13 protein-coding genes are annotated in these 16,055 nt (G+C 45.3%); 7 read left to right on the plus strand and 6 right to left on the minus strand.

What is annotated here, in order from left to right:
- Nucleotides 1–28: 28 nt before the first annotated feature.
- The 4 genes from treC to gmhB form a co-directional block, all read right to left on the minus strand.
- The gene (gene treC, locus R7R24_RS16065) at nucleotides 29–1,714 is read right to left on the minus strand and encodes an alpha,alpha-phosphotrehalase (RefSeq protein ID WP_191116343.1); all 1,686 of its coding nucleotides are present in this window, start codon (nucleotides 1,712–1,714) and stop codon (nucleotides 29–31) included.
- An 87-nt stretch (nucleotides 1,715–1,801) separates the two neighbouring features.
- Complete coding sequence (gene treB / locus R7R24_RS16070; RefSeq protein WP_054729996.1) at nucleotides 1,802–3,226, minus strand: PTS trehalose transporter subunit IIBC; 1,425 nt, start codon at nucleotides 3,224–3,226, stop codon at nucleotides 1,802–1,804.
- Nucleotides 3,227–3,402: 176 nt separating this feature from the next.
- Complete coding sequence (gene treR, locus R7R24_RS16075; RefSeq protein WP_005381960.1) at nucleotides 3,403–4,350, minus strand: trehalose operon repressor TreR; 948 nt, start codon at nucleotides 4,348–4,350, stop codon at nucleotides 3,403–3,405.
- A 74-nt stretch (nucleotides 4,351–4,424) separates the two neighbouring features.
- On the minus strand, nucleotides 4,425–4,976 hold the full coding sequence (gmhB, locus tag R7R24_RS16080) for a D-glycero-beta-D-manno-heptose 1,7-bisphosphate 7-phosphatase (RefSeq protein ID WP_054729997.1): 552 nt from the start codon (nucleotides 4,974–4,976) through the stop codon (nucleotides 4,425–4,427).
- Between the two features lie 341 nt (nucleotides 4,977–5,317).
- Here gmhB and metN point away from each other — a divergent pair, with 341 nt between their 5' ends.
- Genes metN through R7R24_RS16095 form a run of 3 tightly spaced genes read left to right on the plus strand, consistent with a single transcriptional unit; the run spans nucleotide 5,318 to nucleotide 7,861 of the window.
- On the plus strand, nucleotides 5,318–6,352 hold the full coding sequence (gene metN, locus R7R24_RS16085; RefSeq protein ID WP_191116344.1) for a methionine ABC transporter ATP-binding protein MetN: 1,035 nt from the start codon (nucleotides 5,318–5,320) through the stop codon (nucleotides 6,350–6,352).
- Nucleotides 6,342–7,019 carry a methionine ABC transporter permease gene (locus R7R24_RS16090; RefSeq protein WP_005383604.1) on the plus strand — a complete coding sequence of 226 codons (678 nt, stop codon included), beginning with the start codon at nucleotides 6,342–6,344 and terminating at the stop codon, nucleotides 7,017–7,019. The genes metN and R7R24_RS16090 overlap by 11 nt, the downstream gene beginning before the upstream one ends.
- 32 nt (nucleotides 7,020–7,051) lie before the next feature.
- Nucleotides 7,052–7,861 carry a MetQ/NlpA family lipoprotein gene (locus R7R24_RS16095; RefSeq protein ID WP_005381966.1) on the plus strand — a complete coding sequence of 270 codons (810 nt, stop codon included), beginning with the start codon at nucleotides 7,052–7,054 and terminating at the stop codon, nucleotides 7,859–7,861.
- Nucleotides 7,862–7,987: 126 nt separating this feature from the next.
- Here the strand turns inward: R7R24_RS16095 and R7R24_RS16100 are convergent, their stop codons facing one another.
- Nucleotides 7,988–8,764: a Zn-ribbon-containing protein gene (locus R7R24_RS16100; RefSeq protein ID WP_005383605.1), complete on the minus strand. Its 777-nt coding sequence runs from the start codon at nucleotides 8,762–8,764 to the stop codon at nucleotides 7,988–7,990.
- A 2-nt stretch (nucleotides 8,765–8,766) separates the two neighbouring features.
- Entirely contained in the window at nucleotides 8,767–9,312 is a 546-nt protein-coding gene (syd, locus tag R7R24_RS16105) for a SecY-interacting protein (protein ID WP_042521219.1), read from the minus strand.
- A 108-nt stretch (nucleotides 9,313–9,420) separates the two neighbouring features.
- Here syd and queF point away from each other — a divergent pair, with 108 nt between their 5' ends.
- From queF to ppnN, 4 genes are all read left to right on the plus strand, one after another.
- Complete coding sequence (queF, locus tag R7R24_RS16110) at nucleotides 9,421–10,266, plus strand: NADPH-dependent 7-cyano-7-deazaguanine reductase QueF (protein WP_005383608.1); 846 nt, start codon at nucleotides 9,421–9,423, stop codon at nucleotides 10,264–10,266.
- 164 nt (nucleotides 10,267–10,430) lie between these two features.
- Entirely contained in the window at nucleotides 10,431–12,713 is a 2,283-nt protein-coding gene (locus R7R24_RS16115) for a tetratricopeptide repeat protein (protein WP_017635678.1), read from the plus strand.
- A 98-nt stretch (nucleotides 12,714–12,811) separates the two neighbouring features.
- Nucleotides 12,812–14,377: a sensor domain-containing diguanylate cyclase gene (locus R7R24_RS16120; protein ID WP_005381978.1), complete on the plus strand. Its 1,566-nt coding sequence runs from the start codon at nucleotides 12,812–12,814 to the stop codon at nucleotides 14,375–14,377.
- Between the two features lie 291 nt (nucleotides 14,378–14,668).
- Nucleotides 14,669–16,045, plus strand: a complete 1,377-nt coding sequence (gene ppnN, locus R7R24_RS16125; protein ID WP_047102074.1) for a nucleotide 5'-monophosphate nucleosidase PpnN — start codon at nucleotides 14,669–14,671, stop codon at nucleotides 16,043–16,045.
- Nucleotides 16,046–16,055: the final 10 nt, after the last annotated feature.

Below are 16,055 nucleotides of genomic sequence, written 5' to 3' on the forward strand. Positions count from 1 at the left end.
TCAATCTTAGGGGTGATGACACCCGAGTTTATTCTTCTATCAATAAAATACGAGTTTCGTAAGGTCGTAACACTTGATGGTTTGACGCGACTGCGCTCGCTGAGTTTTGATAGTTAGATAGCAAGTTTTTCGCTTTACTCATATCAAAACGTTCTGGCAGAACGCATTCCACCTCTTCAGCATAGTAGTTATTGATACACAGCAGCGTTTGCTTATCGTTCTGACGAGCGTAAGCGAAAATACGTTTGTGCTCTGGCAGTAAATCTTCATAACGGCCATCGGTGATGACTGGAACCTGTTTACGCAGTTCAATCAGACGCTTGTAAAAGTAGAACACCGAGTTCAAATCGGCAACCGCAGCTTCAGCATTGATTTCAGAGTAATTCTGCGCCACTTCAAGCCACGGCGTTCCCTCAGTAAAGCCCGCGTGTTTTGCACTGTTCCATTGCATTGGTGTACGTGAATTATCACGCGACTTCTGTGCCAAGATCGCCATCATATCGTCATGAGATACACCATCACGGTTGACCATGATGTCGTACATGTTAGTACTTTCAACATCACGATATTGGCTGATTTCGGTATAACCCGGGTTGGTCATGCCGATCTCTTCCCCCTGGTAAACATAAGGTGTGCCTTGCATCATGTGCACTGATGCCGCAAGCATCTTGGCAGATTCAACACGGTATTGCTCGTCGTTACCTAATCGGCTCACAACGCGTGGCTGGTCGTGGTTACACCAGAACAGCGCCCCCCACCCTTTGCCATTTAAGCCCGTTTGCCAATGATTGAAGATCTGTTTTAACTGAATGAAATCAAACGGCGCTTTGGTCCATTTTTCACCATTTGGATAATCGACTTTCAGATGATGGAAGTTGAACACCATGGATAGCTCTTTGCCGTCTAGCGAAGAATATTGCTGGCAGTGCTCTAGCGTAGTGGAAGACATTTCACCCACCGTCACGCTGCCGTATTTTTGAAACACAGATTCGCTAATCTCTTGAAGGTATTCGTGCACACGTGGACCATCCGTGTAGAAACGACGACCATCACCAATATCGTCACTTGGAAAATCTTGCTGCTTGGAAATCAGGTTGATAACGTCGAGACGGAAACCATCGACACCTTTGTCTGCCCAGAAGCTGATGACTTCTTTCACTTCTTCACGCACTACTGGGTTTTCCCAGTTTAAGTCCGCTTGCTCTTTAGCAAAAAGGTGCAAATAGTACTGGCCTGTTTTTTCATCCAGCGCCCAAGCGTTACCACCAAACTTAGATTGCCAGTTGTTTGGTTCTACACCATCTACCGGATCTTTCCAAATGTAGTAATCACGGTATGGGCTGTTTTTATCACCCAGTGCGGATTGGAACCACTTGTGTTCTGTCGACGTGTGGTTCACTACAATGTCCATGATAATACGAATGCCCAACTGATGCGCTTCTGCTAGCAAAGTATCGAAATCTTCCATAGTGCCGAACTCAGGGTTGATCGAGTAGTAATCGGATATGTCATAACCGTTGTCGATCATTGGTGATTGGTAAACCGGCGTCAGCCAAATCGCATCCACACCAAGATGTTTAAGATAATCCAGCTTAGAAATGATCCCTTTGATGTCGCCCGTGCCTTTACTGCCACTGTCACAAAAGCTTTTTGGGTAAATTTGATAGATGGTTGCGGTTTTCCACCAGCTCTCATCATGCTTGGTCATAGCCATTTCTAACACTCACTTACCAGTAATCGGAAACTTAAAATTTGAAAAGAAAAATAGGAGGAGGCAGCCAAGTCACTGCCTCAAATAGAATTACGCGTTTGCAGGCTCAAGCTCACCTTTGGCTTGTGCACGCTTATAAAGAATTAACGTTAATGCAGCAGGTACTAGCATTGCGACTAACATAGCCAAAGCAAAAATGCCCCAGAACTGCGGTTGGATAGACAAGATGCCCGGCAAACCGCCCACACCGATACCGTTCGCCATTACGCCCGCACTACCACAAATAGCAGCAGCACACGCACTACCGATCATCGCGCTCAGCATTGGGAACTTGTATTTCAAGTTGATGCCGTACATCGCCGGCTCGGTCACACCAAGGTAAGCAGAGATAGCCGCAGGTACTGAGATATCACGCTCGCCATGTTTTTTACTGATGATAATGATGCCGACGACCGCAGACGCTTGAGCAATATTTGAAAGCGCAATCAGAGGCCAAATTGGCGTGCCGCCTAGCTCTTGCATTAATTGAAGGTCAACCGCGTTGGTGGTGTGGTGAATACCAGTAATGACCAATGGCGCGTATAGGAAGCCGAAGATGGTTGAGCCAATCATTGCGAAGTCACCTGTCATGGCTGCTTTTGCTGCGAAAGCAACACCATCACCCAACATACGACCGAATGGGCCAATGATAGAGTGCGCAAGAATCACAGACACAATGATAGAGACAAACGGCACAACCACTAGGTAAAGGTAAGACGGAATGATGCGTTTTAAGTTGGTTTCAATAAACGCCAGTGCCATACCAGCGAGCATTGCCGGAATCACTTGCGCTTGGTAGCCCACTTTCTCGATGGCGAATAAGCCAAAATCCCACACTTCGGGTACTTGCTTACCAATTAGGTAGGCGTTCATTAACTGTGGCGAAACCAGCGTGACACCCAATGTGATACCCAAAATCGGAGTACCGCCGAGTTTTTTCACTGTCGACCAACACACGCCAACTGGTAGGAAGAAGAAGATTGCTTCACCAATTAGCCATAGGAAAGAGTGTACCGTTGCCCAAAACTGGCTGATTTCCGTTAGCGTTTGACCATCAAACATCTTGATGTCGCCAATCACGTTACGGAAGCCAAGAATCAGACCACCGGTGATGATCGCAGGTAGCAGTGGTACAAAGATTTCAGCAAGGTGGGAAATACCACGCTCAACGATGTTCATGTTTTGACGAGCAGCGTTCTTAGATTCATCTTTGCTCGATTCACTTTTGCCGCTTAGCTCGATCAGTACTTTGTAAACTTCATCAACTTCAGTGCCGATGACGACCTGAAATTGACCTGCGTTGGTAAAGCAGCCCTTCACCATAGGCAGTGCATCTAACTGTTTTGTATCGGCTTTGTCAGTGTCATTCAACACGAAACGCAAGCGAGTTAAGCAGTGGCTTACACTGGCAATATTGTCCGATCCCCCGACCAGCTCAATAAGACGCTGTACATCTTGACGCGCAATCTTACTCATAACTTTGTCCACCCTGTATTGGATACATTCGATTCATCATTTTGTTTTTATAAATGGGAACATTCCCATTTCTTAATTTTAATATTGCCATTCGAAGACAAAAAACAAAATGGGAACAGTCCCATTAATTGAGAATGATCACAGTATAATTTTAGAGCAGATCGTTTTAGTGTGGATTAACAAACGATAGGCTGTTGAGTAAAGTGAACCACTTCCTCATCGCCATTTAATTGATTGATCAGCATGTTAGCGGACTTCTCACCTGCAAGGGTATAACCTGGGTCGACACTAAATACTTTAGGGAAAAGGAAAGAGAGCAATTCATTACCACCAACACCTGTCACAACCACGTCTTCACGTCCTAACTCTTGAAGACGCTTAATCACGCCCAACGCGATAGTGTCACTGGCGCACACGATGGCCTGAGTATCAGATTGAAGGACTTTGTCTACCAACTGATAAGCACTTTCATGGCTCAACTTACCCGTTTGGAAACAAGGTGCAATTTGCTTGCGTTGACACCAAGCTTTATAAGCATTTAGACGAGCTAAGCCAGTGGTTTTGTCTTCAGGATCAACACCAATATAAGCAATGCGAGATAAAGATTGCTGCTCAAGGTGAGACAAAGCCATGTCTATCACACCTTGGTTATCGTAGTTGATCGAGGAAACCATTTGCGTGTCCATCGCGATCACGACGATACGATTCCCCCACTCCGCCAATGCTCGCTCATCACATCCAGTAAAGCCAAACACGATCACCCCATCGACGTTGCGACGTTTAAGCACATCCAAATGCTCATTGGTTTTATCGCGATCGAATTGGCTTTCCATGATCACCGCATCATAACCAGCGGAATACAAAGCATTGAGCATGGTACCAACGGCGCGATTTTCTGATGGTGAGTCTAAACGGGAGATGATAACCCCAATGACTTTTTGGCTGCCACCACGCATCGACTGCGCCGACTTTGATGGGACGTAGCCTGATTCACGAATGATTTGCTCTACCTTCTCACGCGTTTGCGGTTTTACCTTGGGATCGTTAGTAAGCACACGGCTTACTGTTGATTTGCCCACGCCTGCCAATTTTGCGATATCAAGAATGGTGAGTTTTTTGCTCATAAGTGTTCAGATTAAAAGAAGGAATCAAACAAAAGGGAAGCAGTGGCTTCCCTTATCTCAGTCAGTAATGAAGATTACTTGTTTAAGTACGCAGGCACATCTGCAATGCTATCTAATACTACCGTTGCAATGGCTTCGCCCTGTTCCGTTACTGGCTTACCAGTGCGAACCAAAATCTTAGTGCCAACGCCTGCCGCTTCTGCTGCCATCATGTCTTCAGCTTTATCGCCGATCATCACAGATTTCTCCATGTCGATCTTCAAGAAATCACGCGCAGAAATGAACATGCCTGGTTTTGGCTTACGGCACTCACAATCTTGCTTGTACTCGCCAATGCCATGTTCTGGATGATGTGGACAGTAATAGATACCATCGAACTCAACACCTTTATCAGCAAAGTTCCAATCCATCCATTGAGTCAGAGACAAGAAACGGTCTTCACTGAATTTACCGCGTGCGATGCCCGATTGATTCGTCACTAACACTAGAAGGTAGCCTTTATCTTTTAGCGCTTTCGTCGCTTCAAATACACCATCAATGTACTCAAAATCATGTTCGTCATGAACGTAGCCGTGGTCAACGTTTATCACGCCATCACGATCGATAAAAACAGCAGGTTTTGCCAAAACGTATTTCTCTATTAACTCGGTTTAATCAGATTATTACATACCTTATAAACTTCAACACTATCTAATTCATTCTTGGCCTCGACAAAACGGTTGATTTGTTGGGCAAGAATCGGTAAATCTGAGGGTGCCCTGCCGTCTACCTCCTGCTTGTTATCTATACATCTTCGTTTCAAAACAGAACACCCATACATTTAGACGTCTAGACGTAAAAATATCTATTGACTTCATTCTGCTTAACCCATAGCATCAACTGAAAATTGAGATAAAGCTCAACATTAAGTTCTGTCAAAGGCCGTTTTTGACAGCGAAGTTCCCCGTATCTTTGGGCAGGTTGAAACATGATAGAAATAAAAAACATCAATAAAGTGTTCTACCAAGGCAGTAAGGAAATCCTTGCCCTGAAAGACATTAACCTACACATCGACAAAGGCACCATCTTTGGTGTTATCGGTTCATCAGGTGCTGGTAAAAGTACGCTGATCCGCTGTGTCAACATGCTAGAAGCACCGACCTCTGGTTCCATCATCGTTGATGGTGTGGATCTAACCAAACTCAGTAAAAAACAACTAGTCGAAACACGCCGTAACATTGGCATGATCTTCCAGCACTTTAACCTGCTTTCGTCTCGTACTGTGTTTGATAATGTAGCACTGCCACTAGAACTGGCAGGTAAAGACAAATCGCAAATCACAACAAAAGTAACTGAGTTGCTAAAGCTTGTGGGCTTAGCCGACAAACACGAGAGCTACCCATCTAACTTAAGTGGCGGACAAAAACAGCGTGTGGCAATTGCTCGTGCATTGGCATCCGATCCTAGCGTGCTGCTTTGTGATGAGGCCACTAGTGCGCTAGACCCGGCAACAACTCAATCTATCCTTGAGTTATTGAAAGAGATCAACCGCAAACTCAACATCACGATTTTACTTATCACTCACGAAATGGAAGTCGTAAAAAGTATCTGTCACGAAGTAGCAATCATCGGTGGTGGTGAGCTGGTGGAAAAAGGCACCGTTGGCGATATTTTTGCGCACCCTAAGACAGAGCTAGCGCACCAATTCATTCGCTCAACGCTGGATCTTTCCATTCCTGAAGATTACCAAGCTCGTCTGCAAGCAGAGCGTGTTGATGGCAGCTACCCGTTGGTTCGCTTAGAGTTTACTGGCGCAACCGTCGATGCACCGTTAATGTCGCAAATTTCTCGTAAATACAATATTGATGTGAGTATTTTGAGTTCCGACCTTGATTACGCTGGTGGCGTGAAATTCGGCATGATGGTCGCAGAGCTATTTGGTAACGAAGAAGATGACAACGCAGCTCTTGAATACCTGCGTAAGCACAACGTAAAAGTAGAGGTACTTGGTTATGTCCTTTAATACGATTTCTGAATGGCTGAGCTTAAACAGCAAACTACTTTTAGGTGCAACGTGGGAAACGCTTTACATGGTTGCGGTTGCCGGATTAGTCGGCTTTGCTGTGGGTATTCCATTAGGCGTAATCCTCCATATTACTAAGAAAGGCGGCCTACTTGAAAACACCAAACTAAATAGCGGCTTAGGCGCTATCGTTAACATTGGTCGTTCTGTACCATTCCTCGTACTGATGGTTGCGATTATTCCAGTGACAAAAATGCTAGTTGGAACCTTTATCGGTACAACCGCAGCAATCGTCCCACTGACTATTGGCGCCATTCCTTTTGTCGCTCGTCTTATTGAAGGTGCTTTATTAGAAGTACCGACAGGCTTGGTGGAAGCAGCGCAGTCAATGGGGGCGACACCAACACAGATCATCACAAAAGTTCTACTACCTGAAGCAATGCCGACTATTGTTAACTCAGTAACGATTACCTTGGTCACTCTCGTTAGCTACTCAGCTATGGCGGGTACGGTAGGCGGCGGCGGCCTAGGTGACGTAGCCATTCGTTACGGTTTCCACCGCTACGATGTAACTATCATGGCCGTGACTGTCGTGATGTTGATTGTTCTAGTACAGATTATTCAGTCTATCGGCGACGCAGTGGTGCGCCGTGTAGACCACAGATAAGCATCAAAAATACAAATTATAAGGAGATAAAGATGAAATTTAGCCTTAAAGGTCTTTTGACTGTAGCAACGGCCGCCTCTGCTCTTGCTCTAGCGGGTTGCGGCGACAAAGAAGTAGACGTAAACAAAGTAAAAGTTGGCGTTATTGCTGGTGCTGAAGCACAAGTAGCCGAAGTTGCCGCTAAAGTAGCAAAAGAGAAATACAACCTAGACGTTGAGCTAGTAACATTTACCGATTACGTAACACCAAACGCCGCTCTGGATGATGGTTCAGTAGACGCGAATGCGTTCCAGCACAAACCATACCTAGACCAACAAGTGAAAGACCGCGGCTACAAACTGGCTATCGCGGGTAACTCATTCGTTTACCCTATTGCTGGTTACTCAAAGCAAGTAAAATCAATTGATGAAATTCAAGATGGCGCACGCATCGCAGTACCAAACGACCCAACGAACCTAGGTCGCTCACTACTGCTTCTTGAGCAACAAGGTTTGATTACGCTACGTGATGGCGTTGGTCTACTCGCTACAGTACGTGACATCGTAGGCAACCCTAAAAATATCGAAATCATTGAACTAGAAGCCCCACAGCTTCCACGTTCACTGGATGACGTAACGCTATCTATCATCAACACCACTTACGCAAGCTCTATCGACCTATCGCCAGAGCGTGACGGCGTGTTCGTTGAAGATAAAGACTCACCATACGTAAACCTAATTGTCGCTCGCGAAGAAAATGTTAATGCGCAAAACGTACAAAACTTCGTAAAAGCTTACCAAACGGAAGAAGTTTACGAAGCGGCAAAAGAGCTGTTCAAAGGCGGTGTTGTGAAAGGTTGGTAATCCCACTTTTCAAAACATGACCGAAAACAACGTTCTAAACATAAACGTTCTAAACCTAAAAGGGCTGATGTGAAAACATCAGCCCTTTCTATTTGTCTATCCGCCCATTTAAGTAACTTCAATTCGCTACTTAAGGTGGTCCCAAGAGATGTTGGAAACGATTCGGCAGTCATCACACTTAAAATGAAATATGTCATGTAGTGGCTCATCGAGTAGCCACTCGCCATCGCATTTTGGACACTTGCGCGCTTTCTCGCTCTCCAGCGACTGACCTCCGACACGATACTGGTAATAGTACGTAGGGATCTTCGTGATGTATTCGATACGGCCACGTAAGTCCCAACCTCGGCGAAACAGCACACTATCCACATCGCAAATTTCGTGCAGCGCCGCATGTTCCGCTCGGCAACCCCCTGCCATTTGGATTTCATCACACGCTTGCCACTCAGTCTGCCACTTAATGACGGCTTTATGGTCTCCATTAAGTGTTGGCTCATTACGATACAAAGGAATTGGCAACAGGGTTTCACCACTTCGCAAAGGCGAACACGTATGAACATAAGTCGTGTACAACACTTGCCAGCTAGGTGTCTCTTCTTCGGCTGCTTGTTCTGAATTCAAATCACGCCCCAGCATACGCATTTTCGGAGCAAGCAAAGACGCATCCGACAAACGGTTCATGCACACTTTGACGAAATCTGAGTGATAACGTGGATGCAAGCTGTCTTGTTCTGGGCAAACAACACGAACGAAAAATTCACCTTCTCCCATCACTATCGGGAATTCACGACCTAATACTTGGCCGTTGTAACGCAGAGCATCCATCAAGCCATTAATGGCTTTGTCTACCGCGCTGACGGTGGTGTTATCAAAACACTCAAACTGCAACTCAACAACATACATACTTAGACGGCAGCCTCTAACTTATTCAAGAACTCAACCAATGAATCTGCCAATACATCACGTTTAGAGGTGCCCAAACGCTCTAGAATCACATTGCCAGTGAGGTTACAAATAGAAATCACATCCATTTCCTCATCTGTCGCTGCGATAAATACTGTTGGTTTAAGTTTCAAGCGGCGCTGCGTCACCAAATGACCAAGAATATTTTCTTGTAGACGCACGAAATCGTCATCGCTCCAGACTTGCAGCAGCGTCAACGAATTACCTTGCCAAGTTGCCTCCATATCAGCGCAGTATTGAGAACCATAAAAGGCTTTAACATCATCTTGCAGTGACAACTCAATCGCATTTTCCACATTGGTGAAATCGGCAATTTCATCACGTGCGACCGCTTTCCAAAGCACCTTTCCATCACGCTTCTCTTCGACACAAGGAGAAACAAGCTCTGCAAGCTCTTCACTGCTTGGCAACTCATTGTGCTTAGCTTGCCAAGCTTGTTGGTAGCACAGGCTGAACTCTTGTAGCGCCTGAGTAACGTTTTGGGTCATGAAGGTCTCCTCATTCCTTATTTATCAGATAGCCGTACTTGCCGGATGGCAATTGACCAGCGGATTCAGTAAAATTCTCGCCATTCTAATCGAAAACGACCACAAAGTATGAGCAAATATTCTGACGCTAAAGAGCTTGCTGGCCTAACACTAGGTAAAACGACCGAGTATGCGAACCAGTATGACCCAAGCTTACTGCAACCAGTCCCTCGCAGCCTGAACCGAGATGACCTCCAGTTAGGCGATACTCTGCCTTTCATGGGGCACGACATTTGGACGCTGTACGAACTGTCTTGGTTAAATAGTAAAGGTTTACCACAAGTGGCCGTTGGCGAAGTATACATTCCAGCCACCAGTGCAAACTTGATTGAATCGAAGTCTTTCAAACTGTACTTAAACAGCTATAACCAAACCCGCTTTGCAAGCTGGGAAGAAGTGACTGAGCGTTTAACACAAGACCTGTCTGAATGCGCAGGTGAAAAGGTGCTGGTTGAGGTGAATCCAGTGACCCACTATACCAATCAACCTATCGTAACAATGGACGGTGAATGTATTGATGACCAAGACATTAACATCACCAGTTACGATTTTGATGCCGATTTGCTTGAAGGTGCAGCAGGTGAAGTACAAGTTGAAGAGGTGCTACATAGCCACCTATTGAAATCAAACTGTTTAATCACTAACCAACCCGACTGGGGCAGTGTAGAAATTCGCTACCAAGGCGCAAAAATAGATCGTGAGAAGTTGTTACGTTACTTAGTGTCTTTCCGCGAGCACAATGAGTTCCACGAACAGTGTGTAGAGCGTATTTTTACGGATCTAATGAAATACTGCCAACCAAGCAAACTGACCGTATTTGCCCGCTATACGCGTCGTGGTGGCTTGGATATCAACCCTTACCGCTCAACGGAACAAGATAAGCCAGCTCACAATCACCGTATGGCTCGTCAGTAAGCGCATAGGCAACAGAAATAAGTTCGGCAATCTAAAGGGTTGCCGGACGTTTTTATTGTTCAGGCATGTTACTATATCAAATGGCTTCAACCCGCATTTAAAAGGCTAATTGAGGCTTTTCGCCGTTATCGCCATATCTAAAAACAGTTCGAGGGAACGAAAGGATGTTTTGGGACAGTTCGCGTCTATTCAAGTTGATTGGCTTTCTTTGCTTGCTGTTTGTACAGCCACTTCATGCAACCATTTTATCGTCCGCGTTACTCAACGAAGCACAACAATTGGCGGAAATAGAACCATCACAAGCAAAACAAGCGGCAACCAACTATTTGTCACAGCGTGAGCTAACAGAACGCAAAGAAAGTGACAGCCCTTCAGCCATGTCTCGCGACGAAACAGATCGTAGCGTTCGCACACCAAGCAGCACCATCGAAGCGCACAAGATTATCGCTCAGGCAGATTACGCCATGGGTAATGTTCGTTCGGCTATCGAGCACCTAAATAAAGCGGAACGCTTAGCGCAAGAATATCAATTGCCGTACATGGACTTAGATCTCCAGCTGATGCGCAACCAAATGATTTGGATGTACGACGAAAACTACTCAAAAGCGGAAGACACGCTTAACCAAATTGAACAACAGCTCGATGAAGCCGATGCCGTATTACAACGCACCGACAGCGTTCGCTACCGACTAGTGATGCAAAGAGCACTCCTCGCTTCACATAGTGGCGATATCATTAAAGCGGAAAACTTGTACTCTGAAGCAAAGACCATGCTTGACGATAGCCGCTCTGAGTTAGCCTTGATCGACTACTACACAGCCGTCGGCGAGTTTTACCTCAATAGCAAGAAATACAATTTGGCTTTGTCAGAGCTGCTATACGGTTATTGGCAATCTATTGAAAGTAACAGTGGTGCAAGATTAGCAAAAGTGAATCGCCTTTTGGCTAGGCTCTTCCAGGAGCGACGAGTGTACGACAAAGCGATCGAATACTTATCTCAAGCCGCAGATTTTTATGACTCTTACCCTAGCTCTCCGATCCTAGCGGACGTCCTAGAGCAAATGGGCGACATCTACTTTTATCAGGGTAAGTTTAACCTTGCGTTAGTGCATTACTTCAACGTGCTTGACCATGAAAGTACCAGTAAGAACATCAATAGAATCATTAAAATTCGCTTAAGCTTGGCGGCTACCTACCTACAACTCTATAACTACGCGCTAGCAGAGCAGTACTTAGACCGCTCTAAAGAGCTTTTAGAATACACCAATATTCCTAAGCTTGAAGCAAAGGCTGCCCTGCTTCAGTCAGGTCTGGCTTATCATCAAAATGACAGTAAAGACGTCATTACTAATGCTAAGCTGGCGTTAGCACTTGCTGAAAAGTCACCTGAAAATAACAACTTCATTAAGCAGCAGTCATACCGTTTACTTGGGTTGGGTTACGAGCAGGCAGGCGAATACAAACTTTCTCTGCAAGCTTATAAAAAATACACCAACCTCGTTCGTCTAGAACAAAAGCAGCTTAACCAAATCAGTGAGGATGCGTTCCGTCAGCAAAAAGAATTTGCCGAACAAACCATCCATTACATCGGTCAATCAGAACGCTTAGAGCAAGTGGAAAGAGAGCATCGTAAATTCCAGAAAATCTCATTTGCATTGTTTATTACTGTCTTGGTCATGTTTTTGTTCATTATGCGCCGTGGTGTCATTATGCAGCGCCAAGCAAGTGAAATCGAAAAACTGCGTAACGACCTCTTCACCCACTCTCGCTCTCGTTTACGTAACTTGCGTATGCTGAATGTTAAGCTTTCTCGCTCATTGAAAAAGTCGAGCGAAACTTTCGAGCAATGGCAAATGGGTGAATTGATCCACGAACCACTTAATGATCGCCTACGCTTTGTTATGATCGATTTGCCATTCTTACGAAGCATGTACGTCCATAACGGCTATAAGGCAGGTCTAGAACTAGAACGGGCATTTGGCGACTTCCTTGCGGAAAAAATAGAAAAACCGTCGCGTCTTTACCATTTCTCAGATGCGAACTTACTCTACATAGAACCGAACGCTGACCGTGATGCTTCTGCCGAAGTCATGTTCGAAAAATTCCAGACTTGGGTGGATGAGTTCGCACAGCAGCACAACGTCAATCGTATTATTCGTATGGGCATCAGCGATTATCCGTTCTTACCCCGAGCCTACACTGCAATTAACGATGAGGAATTACTCGATCTGTTATTGCTTGCTACTCACATCGCACGAGAAGTCAGCTTGAAGGATAAGCAAAGCCACTGGGTGTTCTTAAAAGCCATCGATAATGCGCCTGCTGCTAGCTTTGCAACAGGTAACATAAGAACTGCCTGTCAACATGCCATTAGCCAAGGCCTGATCAAGATCCATTCGTCCTACAAGAATGAGGACGACATCAAGAAAATATTAAAAAATGGATAATTAAACGCCTGTTGAACGTAATAACTAATGACGCTATAAAGTTTTTTGTTATTATCAGATAATTGTCAGTAGTACATGGACTTAACCGTAGTCACTTCATGGGAATCTTGGAATCCGATATTCAGTCGCAGCTGCATCAGCTGAGTTGTCAACTTGACCAACTCAGACTGACTCATCGTGATACTTCACTCAAATTCAAACGTGAACAACAAGTTCTTAAACGCGTTGTGGCATCATTGTCTTCAGCTTGCCAGGGTTCGAATACTCAGGTATCCAACTACCTATTTGAAATCCAACAAGAGCTGCAACATCAAAAAGATATCAGCACTCTTATCCCGCGTTTAGCGGTATTAGAGAGGATGCTCAAACAGCAGTCGAAGACGATGGATAAACAAAACGGTTACCTTGACGAACAAATCAAGCACAGTGGTGAAACACTGCAACGTGTCACGGGCTTACCTGCGCAGTTAAAACGTGAACTACGGAACCTGATGAGTTTCTCTGAAGTTCACGCCAGCAATAAAGCTGATCAAGCCACTAAGCTACTGAGTATTTACGAACGCGCTCTGAAAATCATCACGTCTAATTCACGTCTACATCTTAGTGAATTTGAAAACAATCCCGACAGATCTCAGCTTGAGTGCTTAGCCAGCGACCTCCAACATACTATTACAGAGCTTGATTTCGAGGGAGAATCAGGCGATAGATTGCTGGATATTCGCGCTAAGTTGCTCCTTGGCGTGAGTGCCGAGTCTCTCATTGAGCTTACGCTCTCAACGCTGAAATTGGTTGTCGAAGCAACAAAGTTCGAGCGCGAGGCGTCTAGCCAATTCCTTGATCAGCTGAACACTTCTCTCGCAAGTAACCTAAAAACCGTTCATCAGAACGTCGACCAGCATCATACCTACTTTGAACACCGCCAAGAGCTCAACACAGAAATGAACAGCTTGGTTGAATTAAGCCAAAAGTCACTTAATCAAGCTCAAGATATCGCGGTTGTGAAAAAAGAAATCACGCCTCTTCTCGAAAAAATGGCGTCGCTGACAGAGCGACTGAAAATGACGGAAGAGCGAGAGCAAGCGCTGCAAGAGCGGTTAAGTTACAGTAAGAACCAACTCGAAGCGGTATTTGAAACTACGCAAGATTATCGTCGACGCTTAGATGACCAAGCTCAGCGTATGTTGCTCGACCCGCTGACTAAAGTTTATAACCGCACTGCATTTAACGATCGACTAGAGCTAGAGTATCGCCGTTGGATTCGCTCTCAGCAAAACCTTCGTGTTGTGCTGTTTGATGTAGACAATTTCAAAGCGGTGAATGATAGCTATGGTTATACGGCTGGCGATAAAGCGCTGAAGATCATCGCTCGTACTATTAACAAGCGCGTATCAGAAACGGAAACAGTGGCTCGCTTTGGTGGCGAGGAGTTCATTCTACTCGTCCCGGAACAATCTGAAGAATACACACTGGATCTTATTAAGCATATCCAGCGTGATATTAGCCAATTACCCTTTAAGTTCCGTGAGCAAAATATCATGATTACCTTAGCTGCTGTATCGACGTCTTTCAAAGAGTCCGATACGCCAGAGTATGTGCTCGATCGTCTTGGCAAGATGCTTGCGGACGCTAAAAAACGTGGAACAAACCAGCTTAACTGGAGCTAAGATTCGTACAAAAAGCGAGCAAACAAACCAAATTTGGTGCAATCTTCGCTTTATAACCACCCATTTTCAACGAGTTATCACATTTCTTCCCTTTTAGTCTGCTAAGCTGTAAAAAACCAAGTCACTTCAAGATGATGTATTTATAAAAGGCAAATGTATCATCTTGAGGTTGCTTGGGAGTTGATAACCATAAAACCAAATCGGCCAACTACCTTTCATCAAACCATACGTATAACACCAAAAAGGTAAGTTGGTACTTTCCCTCAAATTAATGCAACACAAGGAGGCGTTATGATTACCCATATAAGCCCCGCTGGTAGCATGGACTTGCTATCTCAACTAGAAGTAGAGCGCTTAAAGAACACAGCCTCGAGTGAACTTTATCAGCTGTACCGTAATTGCACATTAGCGGTGTTGAACTCCGGTAGCCATACCGATAACTCGAAAGAACTGCTCGATAAATACCAATCGTTTGATGTCAACGTCGTGCGTCGTGAGCGTGGTATTAAGCTTGAGCTGACTAATCCGCCAGAGCACGCTTTTGTTGACGGCGAAATAATTAAAGGTATCCAAGAGCATCTGTTCTCCGTATTGCGTGATATCGTTTACGTAAACATGCATTTGGCAGACGCCCAGCGGCTCAACCTTACTAACCCAATTCACATTACGAACCTCGTATTCGGCATTCTTCGTAATGCCAGAGCATTAACTCCAGGTATCGCACCGAATCTTGTCGTATGTTGGGGTGGTCACTCTATCAATGGAGTGGAGTATCAGTACACACGTGAAGTGGGTAACGAACTGGGCCTGCGTGAACTTAACATCTGCACAGGTTGCGGCCCTGGTGCAATGGAAGGGCCGATGAAAGGTGCAGCAATTGGGCACGCAAAGCAACGTTATACTCAGCAACGTTATCTTGGTTTAACCGAACCCTCGATTATTGCTGCCGAGCCACCAAACCCAATAGTAAATGAACTGGTCATCATGCCCGACATCGAAAAGCGCTTGGAAGCTTTCGTCCGTATGGCTCATGGTATCGTTATTTTCCCAGGAGGCCCGGGCACAGCGGAAGAGCTACTGTACATTCTTGGCATCATGATGCACCCGGATAACGCCGATCAGCCAATGCCTATCGTATTAACAGGACCAAAAGAGAGTGAAGAGTACTTCCGCTCTATTGATGAGTTCATTCGCGACACACTTGGTGAGGAAGGGCAAAAGCACTACGAGATCATCATTGACAACCCGGCAGAAGTCGCTCGTATTATGAAACGCTCCATGGACTCGGTACGCCTTCACCGAAAAGAGAAAGGCGATGCGTACAGCTTTAACTGGTCATTGAAAATTGAGCCAAACTTCCAACTACCATTCGAGCCTACTCATGAGTCGATGGAACAATTGGATTTAAGCCTAGATCAAGAACCGCAAGTTTTAGCGGCCAACTTGCGTCAAGCCTTCTCTGGCATAGTGGCAGGTAACGTAAAGGCTGAAGGCATTCGAGAAATAGAACGTAGAGGGCCTTTCACCATTCATGGCGACGCAGTCCTCATGAAAAAACTCGATAAGTTGCTAAAAGACTTTGTCGAACAGCACCGAATGAAATTACCTGGCGGTTCAGACTACGAACCGTGTTATCGAATCGCTCACCCGGAAATTGGTGGTCGATAGTCAGGCTAGC

The organism is Vibrio sp. 704 (assembly GCF_033339295.1).

Excerpts from the sequence above, each read along its gene's own strand:
- treC (WP_191116343.1), bottom strand. The coding sequence starts at position 1,714 with ATGGCTATGACCAAGCATGATGAGAGCTGGTGGAAAACCGCAACCATC.
- treB (WP_054729996.1), bottom strand. The coding sequence starts at position 3,226 with ATGAGTAAGATTGCGCGTCAAGATGTACAGCGTCTTATTGAGCTGGTC.
- treR (WP_005381960.1), bottom strand. The coding sequence starts at position 4,350 with ATGAGCAAAAAACTCACCATTCTTGATATCGCAAAATTGGCAGGCGTG.
- metN (WP_191116344.1), top strand. The coding sequence starts at position 5,318 with ATGATAGAAATAAAAAACATCAATAAAGTGTTCTACCAAGGCAGTAAG.
- R7R24_RS16090 (WP_005383604.1), top strand. The coding sequence starts at position 6,342 with ATGTCCTTTAATACGATTTCTGAATGGCTGAGCTTAAACAGCAAACTA.
- R7R24_RS16095 (WP_005381966.1), top strand. The coding sequence starts at position 7,052 with ATGAAATTTAGCCTTAAAGGTCTTTTGACTGTAGCAACGGCCGCCTCT.
- R7R24_RS16100 (WP_005383605.1), bottom strand. The coding sequence starts at position 8,764 with ATGTATGTTGTTGAGTTGCAGTTTGAGTGTTTTGATAACACCACCGTC.
- syd (WP_042521219.1), bottom strand. The coding sequence starts at position 9,312 with ATGACCCAAAACGTTACTCAGGCGCTACAAGAGTTCAGCCTGTGCTAC.
- queF (WP_005383608.1), top strand. The coding sequence starts at position 9,421 with ATGAGCAAATATTCTGACGCTAAAGAGCTTGCTGGCCTAACACTAGGT.
- R7R24_RS16115 (WP_017635678.1), top strand. The coding sequence starts at position 10,431 with ATGTTTTGGGACAGTTCGCGTCTATTCAAGTTGATTGGCTTTCTTTGC.
- R7R24_RS16120 (WP_005381978.1), top strand. The coding sequence starts at position 12,812 with ATGGGAATCTTGGAATCCGATATTCAGTCGCAGCTGCATCAGCTGAGT.
- ppnN (WP_047102074.1), top strand. The coding sequence starts at position 14,669 with ATGATTACCCATATAAGCCCCGCTGGTAGCATGGACTTGCTATCTCAA.